This is a genomic window from Gilliamella sp. B14384G10 (assembly GCF_016101685.1).
Lineage (GTDB): Bacteria > Pseudomonadota > Gammaproteobacteria > Enterobacterales > Orbaceae > Gilliamella > Gilliamella apis_A.
On sequence record NZ_JACFQA010000002.1, the window covers coordinates 311,607 to 336,611 of the forward strand.

A 25,005-nucleotide genomic window follows, 5' to 3' on the forward strand; every position below is an offset into this window, starting at 1 on the left:
AAATAAAATAATTTTATTAAGGCCGTTTAATAACCAAATTAGTCCTAAGGAATTAAGTTCAGATAAGCAAAAATAAGATGGTATAGACTTCTCAATATTTTTTACAAATATGGTCATCTCGATATAGTAAAAATATATAAGAAAAGTCATGTTTTAATTATTGTTATCGTTTTAATTTTGATTAGTTTGATTAGTAATAGCCGACAATGTCGGCGTAATTGATTAAACTTGAAAAGAGGCAAAATCAGTGGCAATTTCAGTATTAACAAAGACGCTCCTTGCTTCATTAACCAGTTTTTGATTATCTTGTATACTATATCTAGGGCTAATATGCGTTATGATTAACCTTTTAGCCTTAGCTTGCTTAGCAATGTTGGCGGCATGTATTGTCGTTGAGTGCTCACGTTCAATGGCTTTTGCCTCAAAAGCTTGCTCTTGAGTGGCCTCATGCACTAATAAATCAACGTTTTCGGCTAAATCAATGGATGCTTGACAAGGAATGGTATCACCCAATATAGCTACTTTTTTGCCTCGTTTAATATCGCCTTGATAATCCTTACCATTAATCGTTCTACCATCTTCTAAAGTAACAGTTAACCCTTCTTTTAAAACGGCGTAGTGTACACCAGGATTAATATTATCTTGCTGCAATTTGTCAATATCTAAGCTTGGAGGTAAATCCTTTTCAACAATACGATAACCAAAACAAGGCACTCGATGTTGTAATAATTTGGCTTCGACGCGAAATTTATTATCTTCAAATACTAAGCTATCTTGTTCAAGTTCAATAATATTTAAAGGGTAAGTAAGCCATGAAGAACTAATTTCAATCACTGTTTGAATAAATTGTTTAATACCTTTAGGTCCAACTAACGTTAATGCCGATTGCTTTTGCATTAATGAACGAGTGGTTAACACACCAGGTAAACCAAATAGATGATCACCATGCAAATGAGTCAAAAATACCATCTCCAATTTAGCTAAACTAAAATTGGCCTTTTGCATTTGCATCTGCGTTGCTTCACCACTATCAAACAGCCATAATCGCCCTCGTTCTTGTCGAAGATCAAGCATAACACTACTTACATTACGTTCTGCGGTTGGTGAACCGGCACTTGTCCCTAAAAAAGTTAATTTCATATCAAGATCAAATTGTCATTTAAAATTTTATTATATACTGAGAATAACTATTGATAATGTTATTTTGCTATAAGAAATAGAAAAATTATTATAATAGTAACTATAATAATTAATTCATTTATAACAGAACGTTAAAACCAAAATGGTTATATCACACAAATCAGTACAATAATTTAAATAAAGATTTCATCTTGTACTTTATTTAAGATAAAGATCTAGTTGTTTTGCTCGTTGAAAATTTAGTTCAGCAAGGCAAGAAAATTTCATCATATCTAGCGCATTATCAATTGCTCCACCACCTAACGAACGTGCAAAATCACACTGCAGAGTGCGATATTTAATAAATTCTTGGTTAGATTTTTCCAATCTAGTTTTAGCAATTACGATGTATTCTTTATCTTCCCACCAATTATCAAGTTTATTGAAAAATTTCTTTTGCGATTTATCTAACTCAGCTTGACTAATATAAAAAATTTTTTCTAAACATTCAGTCAGGGCTGCTTCTGAAGGCTCGCGACCACAGTAGATGCGCAATTCGTACTGATTTAAATCAGCATATTTTGAATTAGCAAAAACCACTAGTGGCATAAAAATAATAAATATAGTCATTAATTTCATTATTTTCATAAAATTTTAAAATCCTTTTGATCACTTAAAATAAATCTAACCAATTGATTTTTTAATACATATTATACGTTTTTACGTTCAATGGTCTGTTCACCCCAAAAGAGCTTATCAGCTTTAGTTTTAGCGAAAGCGCGTTGTAACACTTCATCGCTACCTTCTTCCCAAATTTGTTCTGCTAATTTTTCATCATCATTAGCGAGTTCAAAAATAGCCTCGGCAATTTCAATAGAAGTTTCACGAATATTTGCCCAAGATCGAATATCATGTATTTCTTTTTTGGTACTATTCATATTTATTCTCCTTATTTGCTAAGATTACAGGTAAAATATACCCAATTCGCACAAAACACAATAGGTAACACTTTTTATGCTAACTATCATCTCTCCAGCCAAAACCCTTGACTATCAAAGTCCATTAATCACTACAACCCATACCCTACCTGACTGTTTAGAGGCAACAAAACAACTTATTGCTGTTTGTAAAAAGCTAACTAGCGATAATTTAGCTAAATTAATGTCTATCAGCCCCAAACTTGCGGCAGTTAATTATGAAAGATTCCAGAATTGGCATCCTGATTTTAATTTACAAAATGCCAGACAAGCGATCCTAGCGTTTAAAGGCGATGTATACGAAGGTCTACATGTTGAAGATTTTACTGCTAGTGACTTGCAATTTGCGCAATCGCATTTACGTATTCTGTCTGGATTATATGGTTTATTAAAACCACTTGATTTAATTCAACCTTACCGTTTAGAAATGGGTATCCGGTTAAAAAATGGTGACAAGACTAATCTTTACCAATTTTGGGGAGAAAGCTTAACCGATAAACTCAACGAAGAGTTAGCAAAATCATCTCAACCAACCTTAATTAACTTAGCCTCTAATGAATATTTTAAAGCGATTCAAGTTAAACACCTAAATGGCAAAATTATTCAACCGATATTTTTAGATAAAAGCAAAGATGATTATAAAGTGATCAGCTTTTACGCTAAAAAAGCGCGCGGATTAATGAGCCGATTTATTATAAAAAATAACATTAATAATTGTAATGATATTAAAAGTTTTAATTTAGATGGCTACCAATTTGATTCTAATCGCTCAACTGAATTAGAATGGTACTTCACCAGAAAACATGCATAGAAAGATATATTAAGATGGAATTTTTAATCACATTATGGCAGCAGTTTTTAACGACCTTACCTTTATTTATCTTAATTTTGTTAGGTTATATTGCTGTAAAAATGGGCCGTTGGCAAAAAACGGTAACCGATAGTGTCACTAAATTCACTTTCTATATTGCTTTCCCAATTATGCTCTTTCAAATTATGAGCCACTTTTCTGAACATTCAGAAATCGATATTAATCTTTTATTAGTATTTTTTGGTGGCTCATTTATTGTTTTTGCCTTGAGTTGCTTTATTGCGGTTAAATTTTTTAAACTTAATGGTTCTGAAAGTACCATGTTTGCTATGGGTGGAATTTACACAAATACGGTATTTGTTGGTATTCCAATTATTAATATGTTATTGGGTGAAAAAGCGATTCCTATAGTCGCCATTATCGTAATATTTAATGCTTTAATTTTATGGACTTTAGCAACAGTATCCATTGAATTTGTGCAAATGGGTAAACTATCAAGCAAAGGGTTTATCAAAGCCTTTAAAAATGTATCGAAAAATCCAATCATCATCGGCATATTTGTCGGTATAGCCGTTAATTACTCTGGTATACCTTTACCTATATTTATCGAAAAATCGACCCAAATGGTCAGTGATATGACCGCACCGCTATCATTAATCGTATTAGGGATGGGGCTGGCTGAATATAAAATTCGTAATGATTTACATATCACTATAGCAATCTGTATTATCAAATTGTTTGTGTTACCAATTGTGACCTATATACTAGGTAAATTATTAGGATTACCTGTTTTAGAGCTACAAGTTATCGTATTATTAAGTTCCGTATCAATAGCCATAAATTGCTATATGATGGCAAGACAGTTTGAGGTTTTACAAGGACCTATCGCATCTAGCTTATTGATATCAACGGCATTGTCATCGATAACAACACCGTTAATTCTATCAATAATGTTACAGTTACCTTTTGCTTAAGATTAACTTATTTCACCGCAAAATTTATGAATTTGTGGTGTAAAATCAAAGCAAAAACAATAACTGCACTACCAACAGTGAATCGCCCCCAATCTATTGATTGGTGCCAAATAACAACATTAACTAAAATACCAGCCGGAATAACCAAATTATTCATAATCGCCAATGTACCAGAATCGACTTTAGTCGCACCTAAATTCCATAAAAAATAACATAATCCCGAAGCCACAACACCTAACCAAATAATAATCCCCCACTGTAATTGAGTGGTAGGCAGTTTGTCAGCATTACCAAATAATAACCAACCAATAGTTGCTACAACTATTGCCCCAAAATAGACCCAAGCAAAAGCTTGATGTTGCGGTAATGGATAGAGTTCCATAATACGTTTATAGCCGACTTGCCCTAAAGCAAAGACGATATTGGCCCCCTGAATTAATAAAAAGCCAATGATAAAATCACGACTGATGTGATCATAACGGATAATTGCCGCACCAATTACCGCTATAATGGCCGTTAATAAATAATTAAGTCTTAGTCGATGCCCTTGCAGTAAATCATAGATGATGGTGACATAAATTGGCGTTGAAATGGTAAATAATAGAACCTCTGGCACCGAAATATATTGAAATGAGTTGTAATAAAAGAAGTACATAATTCCTAATTGGCATGCACCTACTCCCATCAAAAGCAACATCTGCTTTACAGAGACATTTTTAAAACGTAAAAAAGGAATAAAGGTAATAAAAGCCAGCAAAACGCGCATGACTACCGCAAACCAAGTATCAACTTGACCACTTAAATAAACCGCAATAAAACTAAATGAAAACGACCAAACAATAGTGACAAAAATAAGGTAATACATAGCAAATTTGTACCGAAAATAAAAAGTCAGGCATGGTAACAATTCATATATCGGTTGTAAACATTTTGATGCACTAATTGATTACAACCATGACAATAATTATTTCTTACTCCAATTATTCATTGATTGTTTTTTCAATATAGATATATTTATTTTCATCCGTTATTGGAATATCGTCAGGATTCCACATATAATTTCTAGCAATCTTAAATAAAAACTTATTATTTTTTCTATAAATTGAAATAAAATATTTTGGATTGATATAAATTTCATCAAAATTTTCAGCATTATCGATATTCAATTCTGGTAACTCTTTATTATCTGTAGCATTATCTTGTAATAATTGTTTAGCTTGGTCAAACGAATAGATACCGGCTCTGCCATAATCAAGGTAGAAATGATTAACCAATTTAGTTTTATCAAAGATTAAAACATAGTAACCAACTGTACCACGTTCAGACTCGCCCTCAATAAGAAACACGTTAAATAAATTATTTGCAGAACTTTTGTACAAATATCCATTAAATGAAGTACTGTCAATGAAACTACCGAGTGGTATAGAAAAATCAAATTTTTTATTTGATTTTAAAAAAAGTAAATTACAATTAAATTCTTCTATATCAGGGAACCAATCACATTTAATTCGATTATCATCAAATACCCACAACTCTCCCTCAGTAGATTGTATCGGAATTTCCTGATCGTAATACTGCCAAGATGTTAAATCTTTGAAATTTGTTGCTTTACAACAACTAATCCAGCTTAGATAAAAAAACATTATCGATAACCAAAAATATTTCATATATTGTCCCTATTATTCGAAATCCTTTTTATTCATATTGATATCATACAAGGCTTGATTTATGAGCGATAACAAATCAAGCCTTTTATTGCAATTCCGCCAATTCTACAATTAAAACGTATTAATGATACTATTATTCTAATTGAAACAACAAGATAGAATTTTATTATAATTTACCAATGTTTAAGTTTTGATTAGAAAATGATAGCAGCATTTTTGTTTTTATCGATGGCTTGCTCATTTACTATGACAAATATAGTTACCCAATTAAATAATAATCGAATAATGATTACTTCGACGCTGAAATACAACAGCGAGCATCAATTGATATGATATGAATTACTCTATAAAACATAAAGTTAATTGCACATTTTCAATTAAATTTAGATTAAGTATTAACAATACTTATGACTTAATTTTTAAATATTTTTGCTAATAAAATCAAAAAATCTTATTGTGATGATGATTTCTAAGTTATAGAAGTATATTGGGAATATTTTCAATATTCTTTGAGTTGGAGATACAGCTATTGTTATCTCTCACTTTCACTGCTTAAGACTAATATAATATTTTCTAAACCACTTTTTCTCATTAAGGTTTTTATATATTACTTTTAACAAAATTTTTGTTTGTTAAAAAATAACAAACATGAAAATCATTAGTAAATTCATAGAGATAAAACTGAATTATTCAAAAAGTGTTAAATATGCCATAATATAAAGAAATTTATTTTAATGGTGTTATATGTATTTTTGTTATATATAACTGCCTCCTTTTGTCAATTCGAGAGTAATTATCAGTGTTAACAACAAGCAATATCACAATGCAATTCGGCAGTAAGCCACTATTTGAAAATATTTCTGTCAAATTTGGTAATGGTAATCGTTATGGATTAATTGGTGCTAATGGGAGTGGTAAATCCACCTTTATGAAAATTATTGGTGGCGATTTAGTGCCAACTTCAGGCAATGTATCGCTTGATCCACATGAAAGATTGGGTAAATTACGCCAAGATCAATTTGCTTTCGAGGAGTTTACTGTTCTCGATACCGTAATTATGGGACATACAGAATTATGGCAAATCAAGCAAGAACGTGATCGCATTTACTCGTTAGCAGAAATGAGTGAGGAAGACGGTTTTAAAGTCGCTGATTTAGAGACCCAATATGCCGAAATGGATGGTTATAGTGCGGAGGCGAGAGCTGGTGAATTATTGCTTGGAGTTGGTATTCCTATCGAACAACATTATGGTCTAATGAGCGAAATTGCTCCAGGTTGGAAACTACGGGTATTATTAGCCCAAGCGCTATTTTCAAATCCAGATATTTTATTACTCGACGAACCAACCAATAACTTAGATATTGATACTATCCGTTGGTTAGAAGATACATTAAATGAACGTGAAAGTACAATGATCATCATATCCCATGATCGCCATTTTCTTAACATGGTCTGTACCCATATGGCCGATATGGATTATGGTGAACTTCGTATTTACCCTGGCAATTATGATGATTATATGACTGCCGCTACTCAAGCAAGAGAACGTTTATTAGCTGATAATGCGAAAAAGAAAGCACAAATAAGTGAATTACAATCCTTCGTCAGTCGCTTTAGCGCTAATGCCGCTAAATCAAAACAAGCAACATCACGAGCGAGACAAATTGAAAAAATAAAATTGGAAGAAGTCAAGGCATCCAGCCGACAAAACCCATTTATTCGCTTTGAGCAAGATAAAAAACTATTTCGTAATGCACTAGTGGTAGAAAACCTCACTAAAGGTTTCGACAATGGTCCTTTATTTAAAAATCTTAATATCATGGTCGAAGTTGGCGAAAAAGTAGCAATTTTAGGGACTAACGGTATCGGTAAAACTACCCTACTCAAAACCTTGATGAATGAATTAACACCAGAACAAGGTGATATTAAATGGTCAGAAAATGCCAATATTGGTTATTATGCGCAAGATCATGAATATGAGTTTGAACAAGACTTAACTGTATTTGAATGGATGAGTCAATGGAAACAACCTAATGATGATGAACAAGCGGTACGAAGTATTTTAGGTCGATTATTGTTCTCCCAAGATGATATTAAAAAGCAAGTTAAAGTTCTATCTGGTGGTGAAAAAGGCCGTATGCTGTTTGGCAAATTGATGATGCAACGACCAAATATCATTGTCATGGATGAACCGACTAATCACCTTGATATGGAATCGATCGAATCATTAAATATGGCATTAGAGCTTTATCAAGGAACGTTATTTTTTGTATCGCATGACCGCGAATTTGTCAGCTCACTGGCTAGCCGTATTATTGAAATCACGCCAGAAAAAGTGATTGATTATACAGGTAATTATGAAGATTACTTGCGAAGTCAAGGTATCGAATAAAGCTGCATAAAAATCAATAAAAATAGCCACATAAGTGGCTATTTTTTTATTGGCTGGTTATAAAGAATTAAAAATCTAATTCATCCCACCAAATATCGATTAAAGCGCTGGTTTTAACATTTTTTAAACCATGACTCTCAAGCCATTTAGTGACATTGTCACGATCTTCTTCAGTACAGTTACCTAATTTCTGGGTACAAATAATCCCCTTCCAAGTCAAATAACCACTTCCTTCGTAAGCCAAACCATTAGCTTGTATTGCTTCAACGATAAATTGATCGACAACGTTATCGATTGTTTCTTCATTAGTACCTTCGTCAAATGACCAGCTTACAGTAAAACCTAACTCTTTAAATTCTTCAATATGTAATTTTTTTCTTAAACGACGACTGCGATTAACCTTAGCCATAATAATATCCTTCTGCTTTAAATAATTTAGTGAGTTTTAGAATGTGTATGATGGCTTGATTGCTTCATACTATTCTGATGATTTTTAGAAGTTCGAGATTTATCAGCACTTCTTCTTTTTGTTGGAGCTCGTTTTGCTGGCGCTTTTTTGGCTGGCTCCGCTTTAATTCTAGGATCGACTTCAAATCCTTGAGTAAAAATTTCCGGAATCGTTTTTCTAAGCAATTTCTCAATTGATTTTAATTGAGGAAGTTCATCAATACAAACTAGCGATATAGCTTGACCTTGATTTTGGGCTCGCCCTGTTCGACCAATTCGATGAACATAATCTTCTGCTACTTGTGGCAGCTCATAATTAATAACATAAGGTAATAACTCAATATCCAATCCTCTGGCAGCAATATCTGTAGCGACTAATGCTCGTATTTGTCCCGACTTAAAATCAGCTAACGCTTTCGTTCTGGCGCCCTGACTCTTATTACCATGAATTGCTGATGCTTTAATGCCATCTTTGGTTAACTGTTCCGCTAGATGGTTAGCGCCATACTTGGTTCGAGTAAAAATTAACACCTGTTGCCATTGATTTTTGCCAATTAAATAAGAGAGCAATTCACGCTTACGACGCTTATCCACTCGATGCACATATTGCGTAATTTGCTCAGATGCACTATTGGTTTTCGCCACAGCAATCGATTCAGGCGAATTTAAGATGGTATTCGCTAATCCTTTTATCTCGTCAGAAAAGGTGGCAGAAAAAAGTAAATTTTGGCGTTTTTTCGGTAATTTAGCGATCACACGTCGGATATCATGGATAAAGCCCATATCTAACATACGATCAGCCTCATCCAGAACTAAAACTTTTACCGGCGAAAGATCGACAGCATTTTGCTGCACTAAATCTAATAATCGTCCTGGTGTGGCAATTAAAATATCCACCCCACCGCGAAGTTTCATCATTTGTGGATTGATACTGACACCACCAAATACCACTAATGAACGAATAGATAAATAACGGCTATAATCACGAATATTTTCACCAATTTGCGCTGCTAGCTCACGTGTTGGTGCTAAAATTAATGCATATAAAGGGCGTTTACCTTTTTTCGGTTCTGAGTTAGGTGAATTTCTTAATTGCATTTGATGCAATTTTTGCAATATGGGTAAACCAAAACCTGCGGTTTTACCGGTACCGGTTTGGGCACTAGCCATTAAATCTTTACCTGACAGTATTACGGGAATAGCTTGTTGTTGGATAGGAGTGGGATCGGTATAGTGTTGCTCTTCAATAGCTTTTAATATCTTGGCATCTAAGCCAAGAGAGTCAAATGACATGTAATGATTCCTAAATAATCGAAAAAAATAAATAAGCAACAACATTATAAAGCAATTTAATAATAATTGTCTGATTATTTTATCTTTTCATTGCTAGTTATGTAATATATGTTACTATTTTAGGGAATAACCTTATAAAGTATAGAGTTATTAATCGCTTAAAATATGTTCATAATATATTGCTCATTTTTTAGGTAGATTGGAAAAATGATATTGATTATCATTATCATTTATTGTATTGTTGCAAGCCCAAAACATAATTATTTCATGGAATAGATATGTCTTTTAACTTCCCTCATTTAAAAAAATTATTTATCTTCTTAATGTTAAGTTGCTTTAGTTTAAATTGTTTAGCCAAAGATGATATTACTTTCGCAAACTTTCGTGATATTCGTGATTTAAATCCACATTTATATTCAGGTGAAATGTGGGCGCAAAATATGTTGTATGAATCATTAGTTCACTATAATGAAGATGGCACTTTTTCTCCATGGTTGGCAGAAAGCTGGACTATTACTAACAAAGGTAAAACTTACACCTTTAAATTAAGAAAAGACGTCACATTTAGTGATGGAGCAAAATTTGATGCGCACAGTGCCAAACTGAATTGGGATGCCGTGTTATCCAACAAAGTTCGTCATACTTGGTTAGAAATGGTGCGTTTAATAACCGAAGTCAAAGCAGTCGATGATTATACTCTTGAGGTTAATCTTTCTGAGCCTTACTACCCTTTCATGATTGAAATTGCCGTCACTCGCCCTATGCGATTTATTTCCCCAAATTCTATGATTGATGGTGAAACTAAAAATGGCGTGAAATCTTATATTGGTACCGGCCCATATGTTTTAGGTGATCATAAGAAAGATCAGTATGCAGTATTTAATGCCAATCCAACTTATTGGGGTACTAAACCGTTACTGAAAAAAGTGACTATGAAAGTAATCGCAGATAATCAAAGTCGGCTAATGGCCCTTGAAAAAGGTGAAATAGATCTGATTTATGGTAAAAATATGGTTGATGCGGATTCATTTGAGCGTTTTTCTAGCATGGATAAGTTTCAAACCTTAATGTCTAAACCGGTTTCCAGTCGAATTGTTTTAATGAATACGACAAGAAGCCAATTGAGTGATGTTAATGTCCGCCAAGCTATCGAACATATTATCAATAAGAAAGATATCTCAGAAGGTATTTTTAATAATAGCGAAGCACCAGCGGATACATTGATGGCAACCAATATTCCTTATGCCAACATTGGTTTAAAACCTTATGTCTACGATACAAAATTAGCTGAAACACTACTTGATAAAGCTGGTTGGCTAAAAGTTAAAGGTGAAGATTATCGCCAAAAAGAGGGTAAACCGTTTGAGATCACTCTTTATTATGATAGTAATACTGCCTCTCAAAAAACCATTGCACAATATATGCAAGACGAATTTGAGCAAGTGGGATTAAAGCTTAATATCCATGGTGAAGAAGAGCAAGGTTATCGTGATCGCCAAAAAGCGGGTGATTTTGATATGGTATTCGATATTTCATGGGGAACACCATATGATCCGCAATCATTTTTATCGGGAATGAAATTACCGGTTTATGGTGATTATATGGCGCAACAAGGCTTGAAAGAAAAGCCACAAATTGATGAGAGTATTAGTAAAGCATTAATTTCAACTGCTGAAAAAGAGCGGCAAGATCTATTCCGTTATGTACTAGAAACGCTGCACAATCAGGCCGTTTATATCCCATTAACTTATGAACGTAATCGTGCTATTGCAGTTAAATCATTAAAAGGAATTGAATTCGCTCCTTCTCAATTTGATATTCCATTTGAGAAAATGCATTTTTAATAAACTAATATTATTGACGAATAATGTTAAATTATATTATTAAACGTTTAACCATGATGATACCGATATTATTCGGTATCTCTTTTATCGCTTTTTTTCTTATTAATTTAGCCCCCTCCGATCCTGCTGAAGTTGCATTACGCTTAAACGAAATCATGCCAACACCAGATGCTATTGAAAGTATGCGTCAAGAATTGGGATTGAATAAACCTTTTTTAGAACGCTATTTTATTTGGCTATATGATGTTTTACATCTTGATTTTGGTCGTTCATTTATTCATCGAGATAGACTAGTTTGGGATGAGATGATCCGCAGTTTAATTCCGACATTAATTTTAGCGATGTCGGCATTTGCATTTACACTTATCATCAGTTTAATTTTAGGTGTTTTATGTGCCATCTTTGCCAATTCAGCATTCGATCATATTGTTCGTATTATTATCTTTCTAGGTACTGCAATGCCTAGTTATTGGTTAGGTTTGCTATTTATTTGGCTGTTTGCCAATTATTTAGATTTACTGCCAACCAACGGTTACGGAACATGGCAAAATCTCATTTTACCTACCTTAACCTTATCGTTTGTCTATATCTCAACTTATATTCGTTTTATCCGTAATAACATGTTGGAAAATATGCATAATTATTCGGTATTTTATGCTCGTAGCCGTGGTTTAAAAGAAACAACGATAATTGTTAAACATGTGTTAGTTAATTCTCTACATACTACTATCACGGCTTTAGGTATGACTATTCCGCAATTAATAGCTGGATCTTTTGTCGTCGAATATATCTTTTCGTGGCCAGGACTTGGTCGTTTATGTATCGCGGCTATCATGAACCGTGATTATCCGGTCATTCAAGCTTATATTCTTATCATGGCTATTCTATTTGTAGTTTGTAATTTTATTGTTGATATCATTCATCAATGGTTAGATCCACGATTACGATATAATGGTGGTGCCGTATGAATATAACTAAACAACTGATTAACAATAAAACAGCTTTAATCTGTTTAATCATCATCACCACAATCGTTATATTAGGTATTTTAGCACCTTATATCGCACCGTATGATCCCAATAAAGTTCGTATAGTGCGTAAATATGCCGCCATGTCTAGCCAACATTGGCTTGGTTGTGATCATCTTGGTCGCGATATTTTATCGCGTTTGCTTTATGGTATCCGCTCTACCCTGTTTTTATCCTTACTGACCATGATCATCACTATCGTAGTTGGTAGTCTAATCGGCCTTATCTCAGGTTATCAACGAGGCAAACTTGATGAATGCATTATGCGCCTTTGTGATATTATGCTGTCATTTCCTAGCCAGGTAATGATTTTAGCGATTGTTGGTGTATTAGGCGTAGGTATTGAAAACGTCATTATAGCCAATATTGTGGTTAAATGGGCATGGTATAGCCGCATGATTCGTAGTTCAGTCATCAAATATAGCCGAAAAAATTATATTCTTTTTTCACGCGCAATTGGCGCACCACATTCGTTTATTATTTGCCGTCATTTATTACCTAATGTTATGTCAGAGCTGGTGGTATTAGCAACCTTAGATACAGGTTGGGTAATTTTAAATATCTCAGCACTATCCTTTATTGGATTAGGTGTTCAAGCACCTACTGCCGAGTGGGGGTTAATGTTAAGCGAAGCGAAAAATGTCATGACTCAACATCCGTTGCAGATGGTCTATCCTGGTATCGCAATTTTAATTGTCGTTGCAGCATTTAATATGTTAGGTGATTGTTTAAGAGATATTTTAGATCCAAAGGACAAAAAGCATGAGTAGCTCGCTATTAGAAGTGAATAAACTTACTGTTACCCTCGACAATGGTAACAAGCTATTAGATGATGTCTCATTTAAAATTAATCGTCATTCATGTTTAGGTATCGTTGGTGAAAGTGGCAGTGGCAAAAGTTTAACATGTAAAGCCATTATCGGATTATTAGAGCCCTATTTTAATGTGTCAGGTCAAATATTATTTAAGTCACACCAATCTAAACTAACCTTAGCTAATAATGGTGATCTATTACAACAGAATAAACAGACCTTAAAGCAGATACGTGGTAAGGTAATTTCGATAATACTACAACATCCTATGAGTGCCTTCGATCCGTTATATTGTATTGGCAAGCAAGTGGTTGAAACACTACAAGCGCATCAAGTTATTAGCAAAAAGCAAGCCATGACAAAAGCGTTAGAAATGATTGAAAATATTGGCCTTAATAATCCACAAGAGATCTATAGAAAATATCCTCATCAATTAAGTGGTGGCATGTTACAGAGAATAATGATTGGTTTGGCATTGATGCTTGAACCTGAACTCATCATTGCTGATGAACCTACTACAGCACTCGATTCAATTAGCCAATTTCATATTTTAAAAATGTTTACCGAGATAAAACAGAACTCGAAAACAACCGTGATTTTTATTTCTCATGATTTAGGTGTGATTCATCATATTGCTGATGATATCATTGTGATGAATAAAGGAAAGATTGTGGAATCGGGTAGTCGTGAACAAATTTTTTACCATCCTCAACATGACTATACTCGTTACTTGATAGACACACGTAAACAGTTATTGAATAAGTTCAATGCTATTATTGGTTTCAATAATCCAAATTTGATTACGGAGACAACTTAATGCCACCGTTATTACACGTTGAAAATGTAAAAAAGTCTTTTTTACAGCCGAATCAGAATCTATTTAGCCGAACAAAAAATACCGTTATCAATGGCGTTTCATTCGAGCTAAAACAAGGTGAATGTCTTGGCATTATTGGCGAAAGTGGTAGTGGCAAAAGTACCTTAGGTAAACTGATTTTAGGTTTAGAAAAACCTGATAGTGGTAATATCTATTTTAATGGTCAAGATATAGCTAAACGGGCGTGGAAAAAGTCAACAATGCGTAAAGCTATCAGTGCGGTATTTCAAGATTATAATGCCTCGGTCAATCCGTATTTTACTGCATCCCAAATCATTGCTGAACCAATTGATATCTATGAAAAACTAGCCAAAGATGACCGTAAGCTGCGTATTAATGCTTTATTAGAACAAGTCGGTTTAGATAGCTCTTTTTATCATCGTTTTGCTCACCAAATGAGTGGTGGTCAATTACAGCGTGTTTGCATTGCCAGAGCAATTGCCTGCTCTCCGCAATTTATCTTATTTGATGAAGCTGTGAGTTCATTAGATATCTCAGTACAAACCCAAATATTGTCACTACTTGCCGATTTACAAAAGCAACTCAATCTTACCAGTATTTTTATCACCCATGACCTAACGACCATTACTTATCTTTGTAACAAAGTGGCATTTTTTTATAAAGGTGAGATCATTGAATATATTGATAGTATAGATAAACTTAATCAAGTCAAAAACCCTTACTCTATCCAACTTCTCGAATCAGTTTTAGGTTTTTAAAAAATGGCAAACTCATCAACATCAAATCAACAATATCAGTTTAGCGATTATCTTAAATTGGTGATCCCCTTTGTACTGTCTACTATTACCACCCCCCTACTTGGCGTCGTTGATACCGCTTTAGTTGGTCATTTACCTAATCCAGCTTTTATTGCTGGCATTGCCATAGGAACAGTAATATTCAATACCATTTACTGGTTATTTGGTTTTTTAAGAGTCAGTACCACCGGTTTCGCAGCCCAAGCCTTGGATAACATATTGTTACTAAAATCTTCGCTTATTCGCCCCCTGTTTATTGCGATTTTTTTAGGTTTGGTATTTATTATTTTTCAAAAGTTCATTTTTTCTGCTTCAATGCAGATCATCAAGCCTAATCAAGAAGTTCAACACTATGCTGATAGCTATTTTTCCGTGTTAATTTGGGGGGCACCTTTTGTACTTATCAATTATGTATTAGTTGGTTGGTTAATGGGTATCTCTAAAGTAAAAGCAGTATTATTTTTACAAGTTTTCATCAATGTACTTAATATTATAATGGCGATGCTTTTTGTCTGGTGGTTTCGTTGGGACATCAAAGGCGTCGCATTCGCAACCTTAATCGCCCAAATAAGTTGCTCTTTAATCGGGATTTTGTTCATCTATCGATATCTACCGAAAACACATCAAAAAACCGACTTAAAAGCAATTTTGTCATGGAAATCCTTAAAAGGAGTCATTTTAGTCAATACCAATCTAATGATAAGGACTATCTGTTTATTAATCGTCACCAATCATTTTATTTCGATTGGCTCAACATTCGATACCGAAGTATTGGCCGCTAATGCCGTCTTATTCCAGATCCATTACATGATGGCGTATCTGTTTGATGGTTTTGCTAATGCATCAAGTGTATTTAGTGGTCGCGCGAAGGGGAATAAAAATATGGATCTCTATAACCAAACTCTACGTTGGTCATTGCAAGCCTGTTTTATTTGCCCAATTGTAATAATTGCTATTTGGTTGGCGTTTGACAGCTCAATTATCAAGCTACTTACTAATCAAACGGAAATTATAAATCTTACGCTGCAATATCAATCATGGCTAGTTATATTCCCTATTGTTGCTGCGGGCGGTTTAATCTATTATGGTGTTTTTTCAGGTATTAGTTATACTTCATCAATCCGTGATTCAATGTTATTAGCGTTATTGCTTTGGTTGATAGTACAATATTTTGCAGTACCAGTTTGGGGAAATCATGGATTATGGCTGGCCTATAGTTTATTTAGTTTTGGCCGAACAATATTTTTAATTATTTGGATTAAAAAATCGCGCAGCTACATTACTGCTTAATGGCGAATTATCGCAGATTTTTGATTAAATAATCTTACTACTAGTGAGGATTTTAGCGCAAATTTGAAACTATCTTTTTCGATTAAACAGGCGTAGAATTTGCCTTCATTATTCTAATTACAGTCAATATTGTGCCTAGTTATTCTGCTATCAAAAAAAGAATTCAACTTTATCATAAAATACGTAGTTTTCAGGATAAAGCCCCACTAATCGTACTAATAGTTGCCGGCGTTATCGGCACAATCACTGGTATTGTTGGCGTATTATTTCAATATGCGGTGAATTGGGTAATCTCACTGCGTAAAACATTATTATTTAATCTGGTCGACAATCTAGTAATTAATTATCTATTAATCTTTGCTATCACTGGGACAATGAGTGGGTTAGCTTACTATTTGGTCAAACGTTTTGCACCAGAATCTGGCGGTTCAGGTATACCAGAAATTGAAGGTGCATTACTTGATTTACGTCCAGTTCGTTGGCGATCTGTCCTACCCGTTAAATTTATTGGTGGCATTGGTGCTTTGGGCTCTGGTATGGTGTTAGGTCGTGAAGGCCCTACGGTTCAACTCGGTGGTAATATTGGTGCAATGGTCTCCGATCTGCTTAAAGTTAAAAATAAAGCTTATCGACATACTTTTTTAGCAACGGGAGCCGCCGCTGGGATTACTGCAGCTTTTAACGCGCCGTTAGCAGGCATACTGTTTATTATAGAAGAGATGCGCCCACAATTTCGCTATAATTTGACCTCAATAAAAGCTATTTTTGTTGGTGTTATTATGGCCAGCATTATGTATCAATTTTTATATAATCAGGAATCTGTCTTTCAGATCGGTCACTTTAATGCCGTTCCTATTGAATCTTTATGGTTATATCTCTTATTAGGGACTTTTTTTGGTGCTATGGGTGTTTTATCAAATAAATGTATATTAACCTTACAAGAGCGATTCAAACAGTTTTATCTATTGCATAAAGTTTATTTCGTTATCACTGGATTTTGCCTAGCGGGATTATTTGGTGTGGTAAGTTTTATCATTCCAGAAATAACTGGTAGCGGTTTTGATTTTATTCCTAATGCAGTTGCAGGTAATTATGCAATCAATAGTTTGATAATGATTTTATGTTTGCGCTTTATCACTACCGTTTTATGCTTTAGTTCCGGCGCTCCAGGTGGCATTTTTGCCCCAACTTTAGCCCTAGGGACAACGGTTGGGATCGCTTTTGGTGTGATAGCACAACAAATTTACCCCAATTATCATATTGAACTTGGTGCTTGCGCTATAATTGGAATGGGAGGATTATTTGCAGCAACCGTACGTGCGCCCCTCACAGGGATTGTCTTGGTAATGGAAATGTCAGATAACTATCAGCTTATTTTACCGATGATTATTACTTGCTTAGGTGCAACACTCATAGCCCAAGCGCTAGGAGGAATGCCGCTATATACGTCTATTTTGGAAAAAATCTTATTAAGAAACAAACTTCAATCAGATAACACGACTCAGCTAACAGCAAGTAATTCTTGATAAATTGCAACATAAACAAACTAGTTGTTGAGGATAGTTGAAAAATAAGACCAATATTTGAGTTAAGCCATTAACTTAGTAATGAATCAAAATTAATATCTCAATGTTTCGATTCATTACTAAAATTCGCTAAATTAAGAATAATCTTATAGTTACCTATTCTAACTCACAGATTTCTTTGATTGATAAAGTGGTAGGAATATTACGCTCATCAGTGAATTGAAAACGGAAAATAAAACGAATGTCATAAGTTTTTAGGACATTCACAACATCAGATTTATCACAAAATTGACTATTAAGCCCTAATCTAACATTTTCCATAAAATCATCTAAAGGTGTGTTTTGGCTATCTGAAGGCATCTTATATTCAAAAACCACATTATTAAGGTTCGCGGTAATATTGGTGACTTCATAACCGGCCTCTACTTGAATAGGAAACTTACCTTTTTCTCCTAACAATGAACGTTTTGCGCTATCTGCTAACGCTTTAGTAACCTTTACTCCAGTAGTTTTATCAGCTTCAGCTGCATTTGCGGTCGTAAACATAAAAAGGCTTGAAAGCAACACGGCCAAATTAACAACTTTTTTCATCATTTTTCCTTACTTTATCCCTTATAACTCTATTTCCAATCAAATCTATTGATAAATAATTAGATTTTTATAGTTATCTTAAATATTTTAATTTATTTAATAATCTAAATAATAGTGAATAATAAAATTATCTGCTATCTTACACAATATTTCTGATAAAAAAAGCCAACTTAACAATTTATTGTAAGAATTTAGATTAAACCACACAAATATTGACCATTTCAACTTTAACTATTTTTATCATTGAATCTAATTGATCTTCATAAATTTTGCCTGAATTTAATAATCTTTCAACCAAAATAAGCAATGAATTTTAATTAGATTTGGGTATTATTAAGCTTTAATTTTGAAATACCTGAATATATAGGTTATCTAGGATAAGTTAAATTCTTTGGACAAAATTGGTTTACTAAATTTATCTGTTAATAGTAAACATAATTGCAAATAAAATCGCAGAAAATCAAGTGCCCTACCTTGTCACGGTAAGGCACTTTATAGGTTATTGTGGAGTTAATGACATGATAACTGTTTCAAAAGGCTCAAGCGTTAACATTGCTGTTTTCGAAATAGTTGTTGGTTTTTTTGCATGTAACTTACTAGCATAATCAATTTTAATTTGAAAACGGTCAGTTGCATTAGTTGGTAATTCTAAATCATTTTGCAAATCTAGATAGTAAACTTGCTGTTTATCAGATGGATTACGTAATGTGATGATTGCTTTATCTTTACTCCAACCGGCCCAACCATATACACCTAATTTTGTCGGGTCTTTACCTATCCAATGGCTATCAAATAAAACATCTTTATTAGTTCTTGCCCATTTTGCGGCTGTAGCTAGCGTATCCCAATTTTGGGGCGTTAATAATTCAGGTGTAATATACATTTCTTGCAATTGAGTACCTGTTGCAAAGTAGCTCCAGACCTGATCGGCAAAATCTGTTTCACTTTCTTGATCAAGATTTTTCGCTTGTTTTGCATAGACAATACCATGCAACATTAAGGAGTTAAGCGGGAATAGTGGACCTTTTAAAACTATAGAACGATAAGTTTCAGCATCACGATAAGTTAACCACTGTTGCACTTTGCTACCAGGTCCATAGTAGTTAACGTCATCCCCTCCTCGCCATATTGAATCAGCATAGAATAACCATGATGGCGTTGCTTGAGTACCGGTGGTTAAATTGATGTAGAGATTTGGGTTAGCACTGCGCATATCTTCAATTAAATGGATAGCAGCATCAAAATCACTAGTAAATTGGCTACCAGCAATAACCTTATCAGCATTACCCGTTCCATCAAGTTTAAACATGGTTATGTTTTGATTATTAATCAATTCGAGGATTCGTTTATGGAAGTTAGTATAATAATTTGGGCCTGACAAGGCTAATTTACCATCCATAGTTTCATAACCAAATTCAGGCGCATTAGCAACACGTTTATCACGTGGTTTATTATAACCGCCCCATGGTGATAACCAAATACCGAGTGCCGTTTGATATTTATCCGAAGCTGTTTTCAAATTATTAAATTCATTAGGGAAATTGGCGCTAAATCCCCAGTTACCTTTTAGATTATCCCAACCATCGTCAAATAAATATCCATCCAATTTTACCTGACGTTTTTTTACCAACTCCTCACCATATTGATCAATTCTCAATAAAGCCTCTTTTTCGGTATAAGGATTAAAAAATCCTATATCAAGCCATGAATTATAGTGTAAATATGGATTATATGGACGTTGACGAACACTATCAATAAACTGATTAATGTTACGTCTTAACTGTCCTTTTTCATAAGTACCAATATAAGTTTTATAACTTAAAGTGTGTTCAGCTTGCAGTGGAATAGCTTGTGGGATTTTTTGTGATACACCGCCTTCATAAGCAACTGTATTGGTTAGTGGATTTTCTGGAATGATAAAAAAAGTATCACTAATAATCGGTGAACTTACTACTGAACCATACACAAATGGTGCCTGTGAATGGAATGGCATTAATGAAACTGATGACATTAAAAGTGCTTTATTTTTAGGCGTGATTCTTAATTCATAACTCGCAAAATGTTTATCATCATTTAGATTAACGACAGTTTCAATCGACATATCATGACCAGTGTAATTTAATGTCATGCCTGTATCTTGTTGTTGCACTTTATCCAGTGAAAAATCTTTATCGGTTAACTTATCTCCGGATGCTAAAACAATTTCAAACAACGTTTCAATTTTCACCGAATCATTAGTAACTGGATTGATAATATTTAGTGCTGTAATACTATTTTGACTGTCATCCTTAGCTAATTTAACTTGTGCATTTTTTCCTGATAACTGATAATCTTTGGCCCAAGCTGCACCTGTTGGTAAACACAATGCTGATAATATGCCTAACACAACCAATTTTTTCATGTTTTTTTTCATTATTACCTCCTAAAGGATAAACAATTTTATTTCCATAAGTACATATTGGACTTAGTATAGGCATCAAATAGTAATGAAATTGTGATCTTCTTGGCAGTTTATTAGAATTGCAAAATTGCCAAAAAATGACTAAATTTACTTTGTAGTGAAAGAGATATATTTGATTGAAATTGATTACAACTAATTTTTTATTACCATAAATCAAGTCATTTCTCAATTAGCCATAGGTAATAATGAAAGGTAGGTTTAGCAATAGACGAGACATTGCTTTTATTTTTCAACGTGATAAAGATCACAATTTTAAAATAAAGTTATTAGCAAAAAACAAAAACTCAAAAATAAAATTTAATGATGATGACAAATAACCAAAAAGGTAACACTAAGTGTTACCTTTCAAAGTTACAACATAGAACGAGTGCTATTTTTTAGTATGATGAGGATCTTTTACTGAATCACCTTGACCACTCACCACATACCAACCATTCTTACTATGTGGTTTTTTATTATGATCAGGACAAGGGGGTAACGATTTTTTACTTTGGTTTGAATATACATAGCCACAATCAGCACATTTATAAGTGCCAGCTGAAACATCACTACCGTATGCAGCAAATTTTTGTACCATTATAAGCTCCTCCAGTAAAATGTTATAAATAATAAGCCGATTTGCTTATTACAATAATATATAAACGCTGATTGAACCAAAAATCAAGTCAAGATTGAATAAATCTCTCAATATCTTCGCTAAAATAGCTTTAAAATATAAAAAAATTTCGATTTTTAAGTTTAAATACTCGATAAAATAAGCAACGTAATTCTGTCTTATCTCAAATTGATAATAATGGCATATTGAAAGAAATTAACAAATAACAAATGAGAAAAGGTACTCAATCATTTTAAAATGACTGACAAATACCTAATAAAATTCAACTAATTTTTTAAAAAACTTTTTTAAAATATTCTTTTTTACTGATAAGAGCTATTGACTTGTTTAACAGATAAATAACAATATAAACATCTTAATATTTTAATCAATACTAAAATAATGTAACCGAAAAAACAACCGAGTACAGGAATGAACATCGCAATGATGAATCCTATATCATCGTAACCATTACTAACATACTCAAAATAAAAATATAAAATACCCAACCAGCAAAAAGAAAAAACTAATCCACAAAATAATCCTAAAAAAGAAGTTAATACATGTGTCTGAGGGATAATAAATAATTTTATTAATTGTATTAGGAAAAAAATAATTTCAGAGATTATTATTATACAAAATATTATAAAAAGGATATGTGGAGCTGCATCACTAATGTAGAATTCGCTTCTTAATGAAAAAATATTAAAAGTAACTATAAATGTCAAATAAGCAACCCAAAAAAGACAGATCCATAATTTATCTTTAGATAAATATTTAATAATTTTTGGCATAATTAATCCTTAAAAAACTTAAGTTAACTTCACTATTAACCTAAAAAATCCCATCCAATTAGATATGGTTACACTCTGATAAAATTAATATTTAACTGCTTAATAATCAGTTATTCATTCTACTTTAGATGGTTAAATAATTCTCTTAAGCAATATCTAAAAATGACAGTTAATCAAAAAAATTTCATTTAGATCTTTCAACAAATAAAACACAATATAAAAAATATAACATTCTGATAAGTATTAAAACAATATAACTCATAAAACAGCCAATCGCAGGCAAAAACGCCCAACCAAGAAATCCAAAACCATTCCATCCCCAACTATGAAATCGGACGAAACAAATATATAAAATAAATAGCCAAATAAAAGAAAATGCTAGCCCTAAAATTAATCCTAAATAAGAGGTTAACAAATGTGTACTATTAGCAACAAATAGTTTTATCAACATTGAAAGAAAGAAAATAATTTCAACTACAACCGCTATAGCAAATAAAATATCAACAGTTGGCTTACCTATTTTGCTAATAAACGAATGAGGATTTTCTAAAACAACATAATAAGTTATGTCCATACTAAAGTAGAATATGAAAAAGAGACCGATCAATACAGAATCTTTAAATAAATATTTCATAATGCTTAACACCTCTAATCCTTGAAAATATCATTAAACCTCCCTATTAATCGGTTGGAGAATTGTTTAATAATAATTTTTTTAAGGATTTAGATTAGTTTAATATTATTAAAAAAGCAAATTAGGTATGGTGAAATTGATATTTATTTCTTAATAATTAAAATGTAACTAACTGTTAATTGATTCTAGCATAACCAACAAACTTACTTATTATGTTAATAACATAGAAATGAGTCATTTTATTCTATATTTCAGATATAAATCTTAAGTTAATACCTTAAAAAACCTACTCGGCAGTATATATTCATATACATATAGAAATTAAGTAAAATTTATTATAGCGCTGTAATTATATATATGATTGATTTTAGGAACAAAAAAAGCTACCGAAGTAGCTAATTATTAATTCTAAAAATCTATTTTTCTTTTTTATCTTCTTTTTTATCTTCTTTTATTGAAGGAAAAAGTCCTCTAATCAAACTTAAAAATGCTGCAAAGATATTTAATGATGTCGCAGTAGTGATTGCAATCAAAACATGATCCGAAAAAATTTCAAATCCACCACCATTTTCATGTCTGGTTAAGAATTTAGTAACTCCATAAACAAAAAGCAATATAGCCCATCCCCATAGCGATTTTTTTACTACCTTAAATGCTTTGAATGAATATTTGTCTCTAAGTTGACGATCAGCTTTTTCTCTTTCATATTGCTCTTGCTTTATGTAAACACTTACTCTTTTCTCTTCAATCTCAAAATCTAAGACTTCTTGTGATTTAGGTGGTTTTTCTATACTACTATTAAGATTATTCTCATCTTGGGGAGAAAACTTAACTTTTATATTTTTTAGAGAGTCTTTAATCATAAATCACTCAGTATCTAGCTTCATTTCATCTAAAGTAATTACTGAGCCATCAGGACCGCTAATCGCCCATGCGGTTCCGTCTTGATGTGTCATATTTGATAATTGCTCTGCTGAAAATGAGCCATATACTTCTAGAATTCTATCTAGATATTGACCAATCAAATTATCTTTAATCACAGGTTCAACAAAAACCGTATCATTATTTATAAACTCTAAATCACCTATTTTAGAAGTAATATTATTTGCCCCATAATACTTTAATTTATGATATAAAGACGGGATAACTGGTCCATAATGCCAACGAGAAAAATGTTCATCAATAAGAGGTTCATTATTTAATGAATAATACCAAGCCTGAGCATAATAAATTAATTTCTGCATTTTCATTGGAGAAATTTCAATGTTCTTTTTTTCTGCAATCTCTAATATTGTATTTGCTACAGCAATTGTAGAATAAGCCATATATCCCTCCTATGAGCAATGTCTTTTAGATAATGTATATCGCAAAACAGCTAATATAATTAGCCAAGTTACCATAAATCCTGCTACAACATATACCATATATAATTCATATAATGCTGGATGTTCATTTCCATTAATATTAAAAATTATCAGATAAGCAATAGAAATACTAATAACAAAAGCAATTAATAGTGATATAAAAACAGCAATTCCTTTGATTGTTATTTTATCAAGCCAAATTGTTATTTTCTTAAACAACTTAAATTTCTGCTTTTTGGGATATCTCATTACAAAAAATCACCTGTTTATTTATACAGTTTAATACGATTACGCTGGTTGTCAATATAATACCATTCATAGAAATATATATTTTTTTACATTTGTATTCAATATACTAATAATGGTTATTCAAAAAAATCAGAAGAGTTCTTATTGGCAATGTTATTTTTAACAATGTCTTCTATTTTGTCAATTATTGATTATTTAATTGCTATGATTATTTTTTCATATTTTCTAAACTGCCTACACGGCAGTGAACATTCATCAGCAGTACAATTTCCTCGTTGTGATTTTCTAAACTACCTACTCGGCAGTAAATTGACTAATTTAGTATTCCATCGAGGTTTACAATTTCTAAACCTCCTACACTATTTCTTTAATTAATTATCACACTTTTATTTTAACCCATTAATGTTAGCGGTTGAATCTATGATTTTATAAAATCAAAATGTTATTCTCAAATAACAAACAAAATCACTTATTAACTGTTACTAAAGGAGCCTGTATGCCT

The 25,005-nt window shown here is 32.6% G+C and carries 24 protein-coding genes; 10 read left to right on the forward strand and 14 right to left on the reverse strand.

Annotation, left to right across the window (positions count from 1 at the left end; translation table 11 throughout):
• Window positions 1-222 precede the first annotated feature (222 nt).
• From rnz to H3T54_RS05700, 3 genes are all read right to left on the reverse strand, one after another.
• On the reverse strand, window positions 223-1,140 hold the full coding sequence (gene rnz, locus H3T54_RS05690) for a ribonuclease Z (protein WP_198221390.1): 918 nt from the start codon (window positions 1,138-1,140) through the stop codon (window positions 223-225).
• 198 nt (window positions 1,141-1,338) lie between these two features.
• On the reverse strand, window positions 1,339-1,767 hold the full coding sequence (locus tag H3T54_RS05695) for a lysozyme inhibitor LprI family protein (RefSeq protein WP_086358893.1): 429 nt from the start codon (window positions 1,765-1,767) through the stop codon (window positions 1,339-1,341).
• Window positions 1,768-1,829: 62 nt separating this feature from the next.
• Window positions 1,830-2,057, reverse strand: a complete 228-nt coding sequence (locus H3T54_RS05700) for a YccJ family protein (RefSeq protein ID WP_086364319.1) — start codon at window positions 2,055-2,057, stop codon at window positions 1,830-1,832.
• Window positions 2,058-2,133: 76 nt separating this feature from the next.
• Here H3T54_RS05700 and yaaA point away from each other — a divergent pair, with 76 nt between their 5' ends.
• Window positions 2,134-2,907, forward strand: coding sequence for a peroxide stress protein YaaA (yaaA, locus tag H3T54_RS05705; protein ID WP_198221392.1), 774 nt, complete (start codon window positions 2,134-2,136; stop codon window positions 2,905-2,907).
• 14 nt (window positions 2,908-2,921) lie between these two features.
• Window positions 2,922-3,881, forward strand: a complete 960-nt coding sequence (locus H3T54_RS05710) for an AEC family transporter (RefSeq protein WP_198221394.1) — start codon at window positions 2,922-2,924, stop codon at window positions 3,879-3,881.
• 7 nt (window positions 3,882-3,888) lie between these two features.
• Here the strand turns inward: H3T54_RS05710 and H3T54_RS05715 are convergent, their stop codons facing one another.
• Window positions 3,889-4,746 (reverse strand): carboxylate/amino acid/amine transporter, encoded by an 858-nt coding sequence (locus H3T54_RS05715; protein ID WP_198221396.1) that lies wholly within the window; start codon window positions 4,744-4,746, stop codon window positions 3,889-3,891.
• 115 nt (window positions 4,747-4,861) lie between these two features.
• Complete coding sequence (locus tag H3T54_RS05720) at window positions 4,862-5,548, reverse strand: hypothetical protein (protein WP_198221398.1); 687 nt, start codon at window positions 5,546-5,548, stop codon at window positions 4,862-4,864.
• A gap of 799 nt (window positions 5,549-6,347) precedes the next feature.
• Between H3T54_RS05720 and H3T54_RS05725 the strand changes: the two genes are divergently transcribed.
• Window positions 6,348-7,940, forward strand: coding sequence for an ABC-F family ATPase (locus tag H3T54_RS05725; protein WP_198221400.1), 1,593 nt, complete (start codon window positions 6,348-6,350; stop codon window positions 7,938-7,940).
• Window positions 7,941-8,007: 67 nt separating this feature from the next.
• Here the strand turns inward: H3T54_RS05725 and H3T54_RS05730 are convergent, their stop codons facing one another.
• Together H3T54_RS05730 and rhlE are read right to left on the reverse strand one after the other, a co-directional pair.
• On the reverse strand, window positions 8,008-8,349 hold the full coding sequence (locus H3T54_RS05730; protein ID WP_065651175.1) for a YggL family protein: 342 nt from the start codon (window positions 8,347-8,349) through the stop codon (window positions 8,008-8,010).
• Between the two features lie 26 nt (window positions 8,350-8,375).
• Window positions 8,376-9,680 (reverse strand): ATP-dependent RNA helicase RhlE, encoded by a 1,305-nt coding sequence (rhlE, locus tag H3T54_RS05735; RefSeq protein ID WP_198221402.1) that lies wholly within the window; start codon window positions 9,678-9,680, stop codon window positions 8,376-8,378.
• A gap of 278 nt (window positions 9,681-9,958) precedes the next feature.
• Between rhlE and nikA the strand changes: the two genes are divergently transcribed.
• The 7 genes from nikA (at window position 9,959) to clcA (ending at window position 17,815) form a co-directional block, all read left to right on the forward strand.
• Window positions 9,959-11,524 (forward strand): nickel ABC transporter substrate-binding protein, encoded by a 1,566-nt coding sequence (gene nikA, locus H3T54_RS05740; protein ID WP_198221403.1) that lies wholly within the window; start codon window positions 9,959-9,961, stop codon window positions 11,522-11,524.
• A 23-nt stretch (window positions 11,525-11,547) separates the two neighbouring features.
• Window positions 11,548-12,492, forward strand: coding sequence for a nickel/cobalt ABC transporter permease (gene opp1B, locus H3T54_RS05745; protein ID WP_198221405.1), 945 nt, complete (start codon window positions 11,548-11,550; stop codon window positions 12,490-12,492).
• Window positions 12,493-12,494: 2 nt separating this feature from the next.
• On the forward strand, window positions 12,495-13,322 hold the full coding sequence (opp1C, locus tag H3T54_RS05750; RefSeq protein WP_367275174.1) for a nickel/cobalt ABC transporter permease: 828 nt from the start codon (window positions 12,495-12,497) through the stop codon (window positions 13,320-13,322).
• A complete protein-coding gene (locus H3T54_RS05755; protein WP_198221409.1) occupies window positions 13,315-14,181 on the forward strand; it encodes an ABC transporter ATP-binding protein in 867 nt (288 codons plus the stop codon). The genes opp1C and H3T54_RS05755 overlap by 8 nt, the downstream gene beginning before the upstream one ends.
• A complete protein-coding gene (locus H3T54_RS05760) occupies window positions 14,181-14,960 on the forward strand; it encodes an ABC transporter ATP-binding protein (RefSeq protein ID WP_198221411.1) in 780 nt (259 codons plus the stop codon). Before H3T54_RS05755 ends, H3T54_RS05760 begins: the two co-directional genes overlap by 1 nt.
• Window positions 14,961-14,963: 3 nt before the next feature.
• The gene (locus tag H3T54_RS05765) at window positions 14,964-16,289 is read left to right on the forward strand and encodes an MATE family efflux transporter (protein WP_198221413.1); all 1,326 of its coding nucleotides are present in this window, start codon (window positions 14,964-14,966) and stop codon (window positions 16,287-16,289) included.
• A 149-nt stretch (window positions 16,290-16,438) separates the two neighbouring features.
• Entirely contained in the window at window positions 16,439-17,815 is a 1,377-nt protein-coding gene (gene clcA, locus H3T54_RS05770) for a H(+)/Cl(-) exchange transporter ClcA (protein ID WP_370527362.1), read from the forward strand.
• Between the two features lie 156 nt (window positions 17,816-17,971).
• Here clcA and H3T54_RS05775 read toward each other — a convergent pair whose 3' ends face one another.
• The 7 genes from H3T54_RS05775 to H3T54_RS05805 form a co-directional block, all read right to left on the reverse strand.
• The gene (locus tag H3T54_RS05775) at window positions 17,972-18,406 is read right to left on the reverse strand and encodes a hypothetical protein (protein WP_110447924.1); all 435 of its coding nucleotides are present in this window, start codon (window positions 18,404-18,406) and stop codon (window positions 17,972-17,974) included.
• Between the two features lie 499 nt (window positions 18,407-18,905).
• Window positions 18,906-20,819 (reverse strand): hypothetical protein, encoded by a 1,914-nt coding sequence (locus H3T54_RS05780; RefSeq protein WP_198221417.1) that lies wholly within the window; start codon window positions 20,817-20,819, stop codon window positions 18,906-18,908.
• Window positions 20,820-21,237: 418 nt separating this feature from the next.
• Window positions 21,238-21,444 carry a hypothetical protein gene (locus H3T54_RS05785; protein WP_065578823.1) on the reverse strand — a complete coding sequence of 69 codons (207 nt, stop codon included), beginning with the start codon at window positions 21,442-21,444 and terminating at the stop codon, window positions 21,238-21,240.
• Between the two features lie 341 nt (window positions 21,445-21,785).
• Complete coding sequence (locus H3T54_RS05790; RefSeq protein WP_198221419.1) at window positions 21,786-22,256, reverse strand: hypothetical protein; 471 nt, start codon at window positions 22,254-22,256, stop codon at window positions 21,786-21,788.
• A gap of 184 nt (window positions 22,257-22,440) precedes the next feature.
• Window positions 22,441-22,890: a hypothetical protein gene (locus tag H3T54_RS05795; protein WP_086365413.1), complete on the reverse strand. Its 450-nt coding sequence runs from the start codon at window positions 22,888-22,890 to the stop codon at window positions 22,441-22,443.
• 416 nt (window positions 22,891-23,306) lie between these two features.
• Window positions 23,307-23,753 (reverse strand): hypothetical protein, encoded by a 447-nt coding sequence (locus H3T54_RS05800; RefSeq protein ID WP_198221421.1) that lies wholly within the window; start codon window positions 23,751-23,753, stop codon window positions 23,307-23,309.
• Window positions 23,754-23,756: 3 nt separating this feature from the next.
• Window positions 23,757-24,215: a Panacea domain-containing protein gene (locus H3T54_RS05805; protein WP_086364519.1), complete on the reverse strand. Its 459-nt coding sequence runs from the start codon at window positions 24,213-24,215 to the stop codon at window positions 23,757-23,759.
• Window positions 24,216-25,005 lie beyond the last annotated feature (790 nt).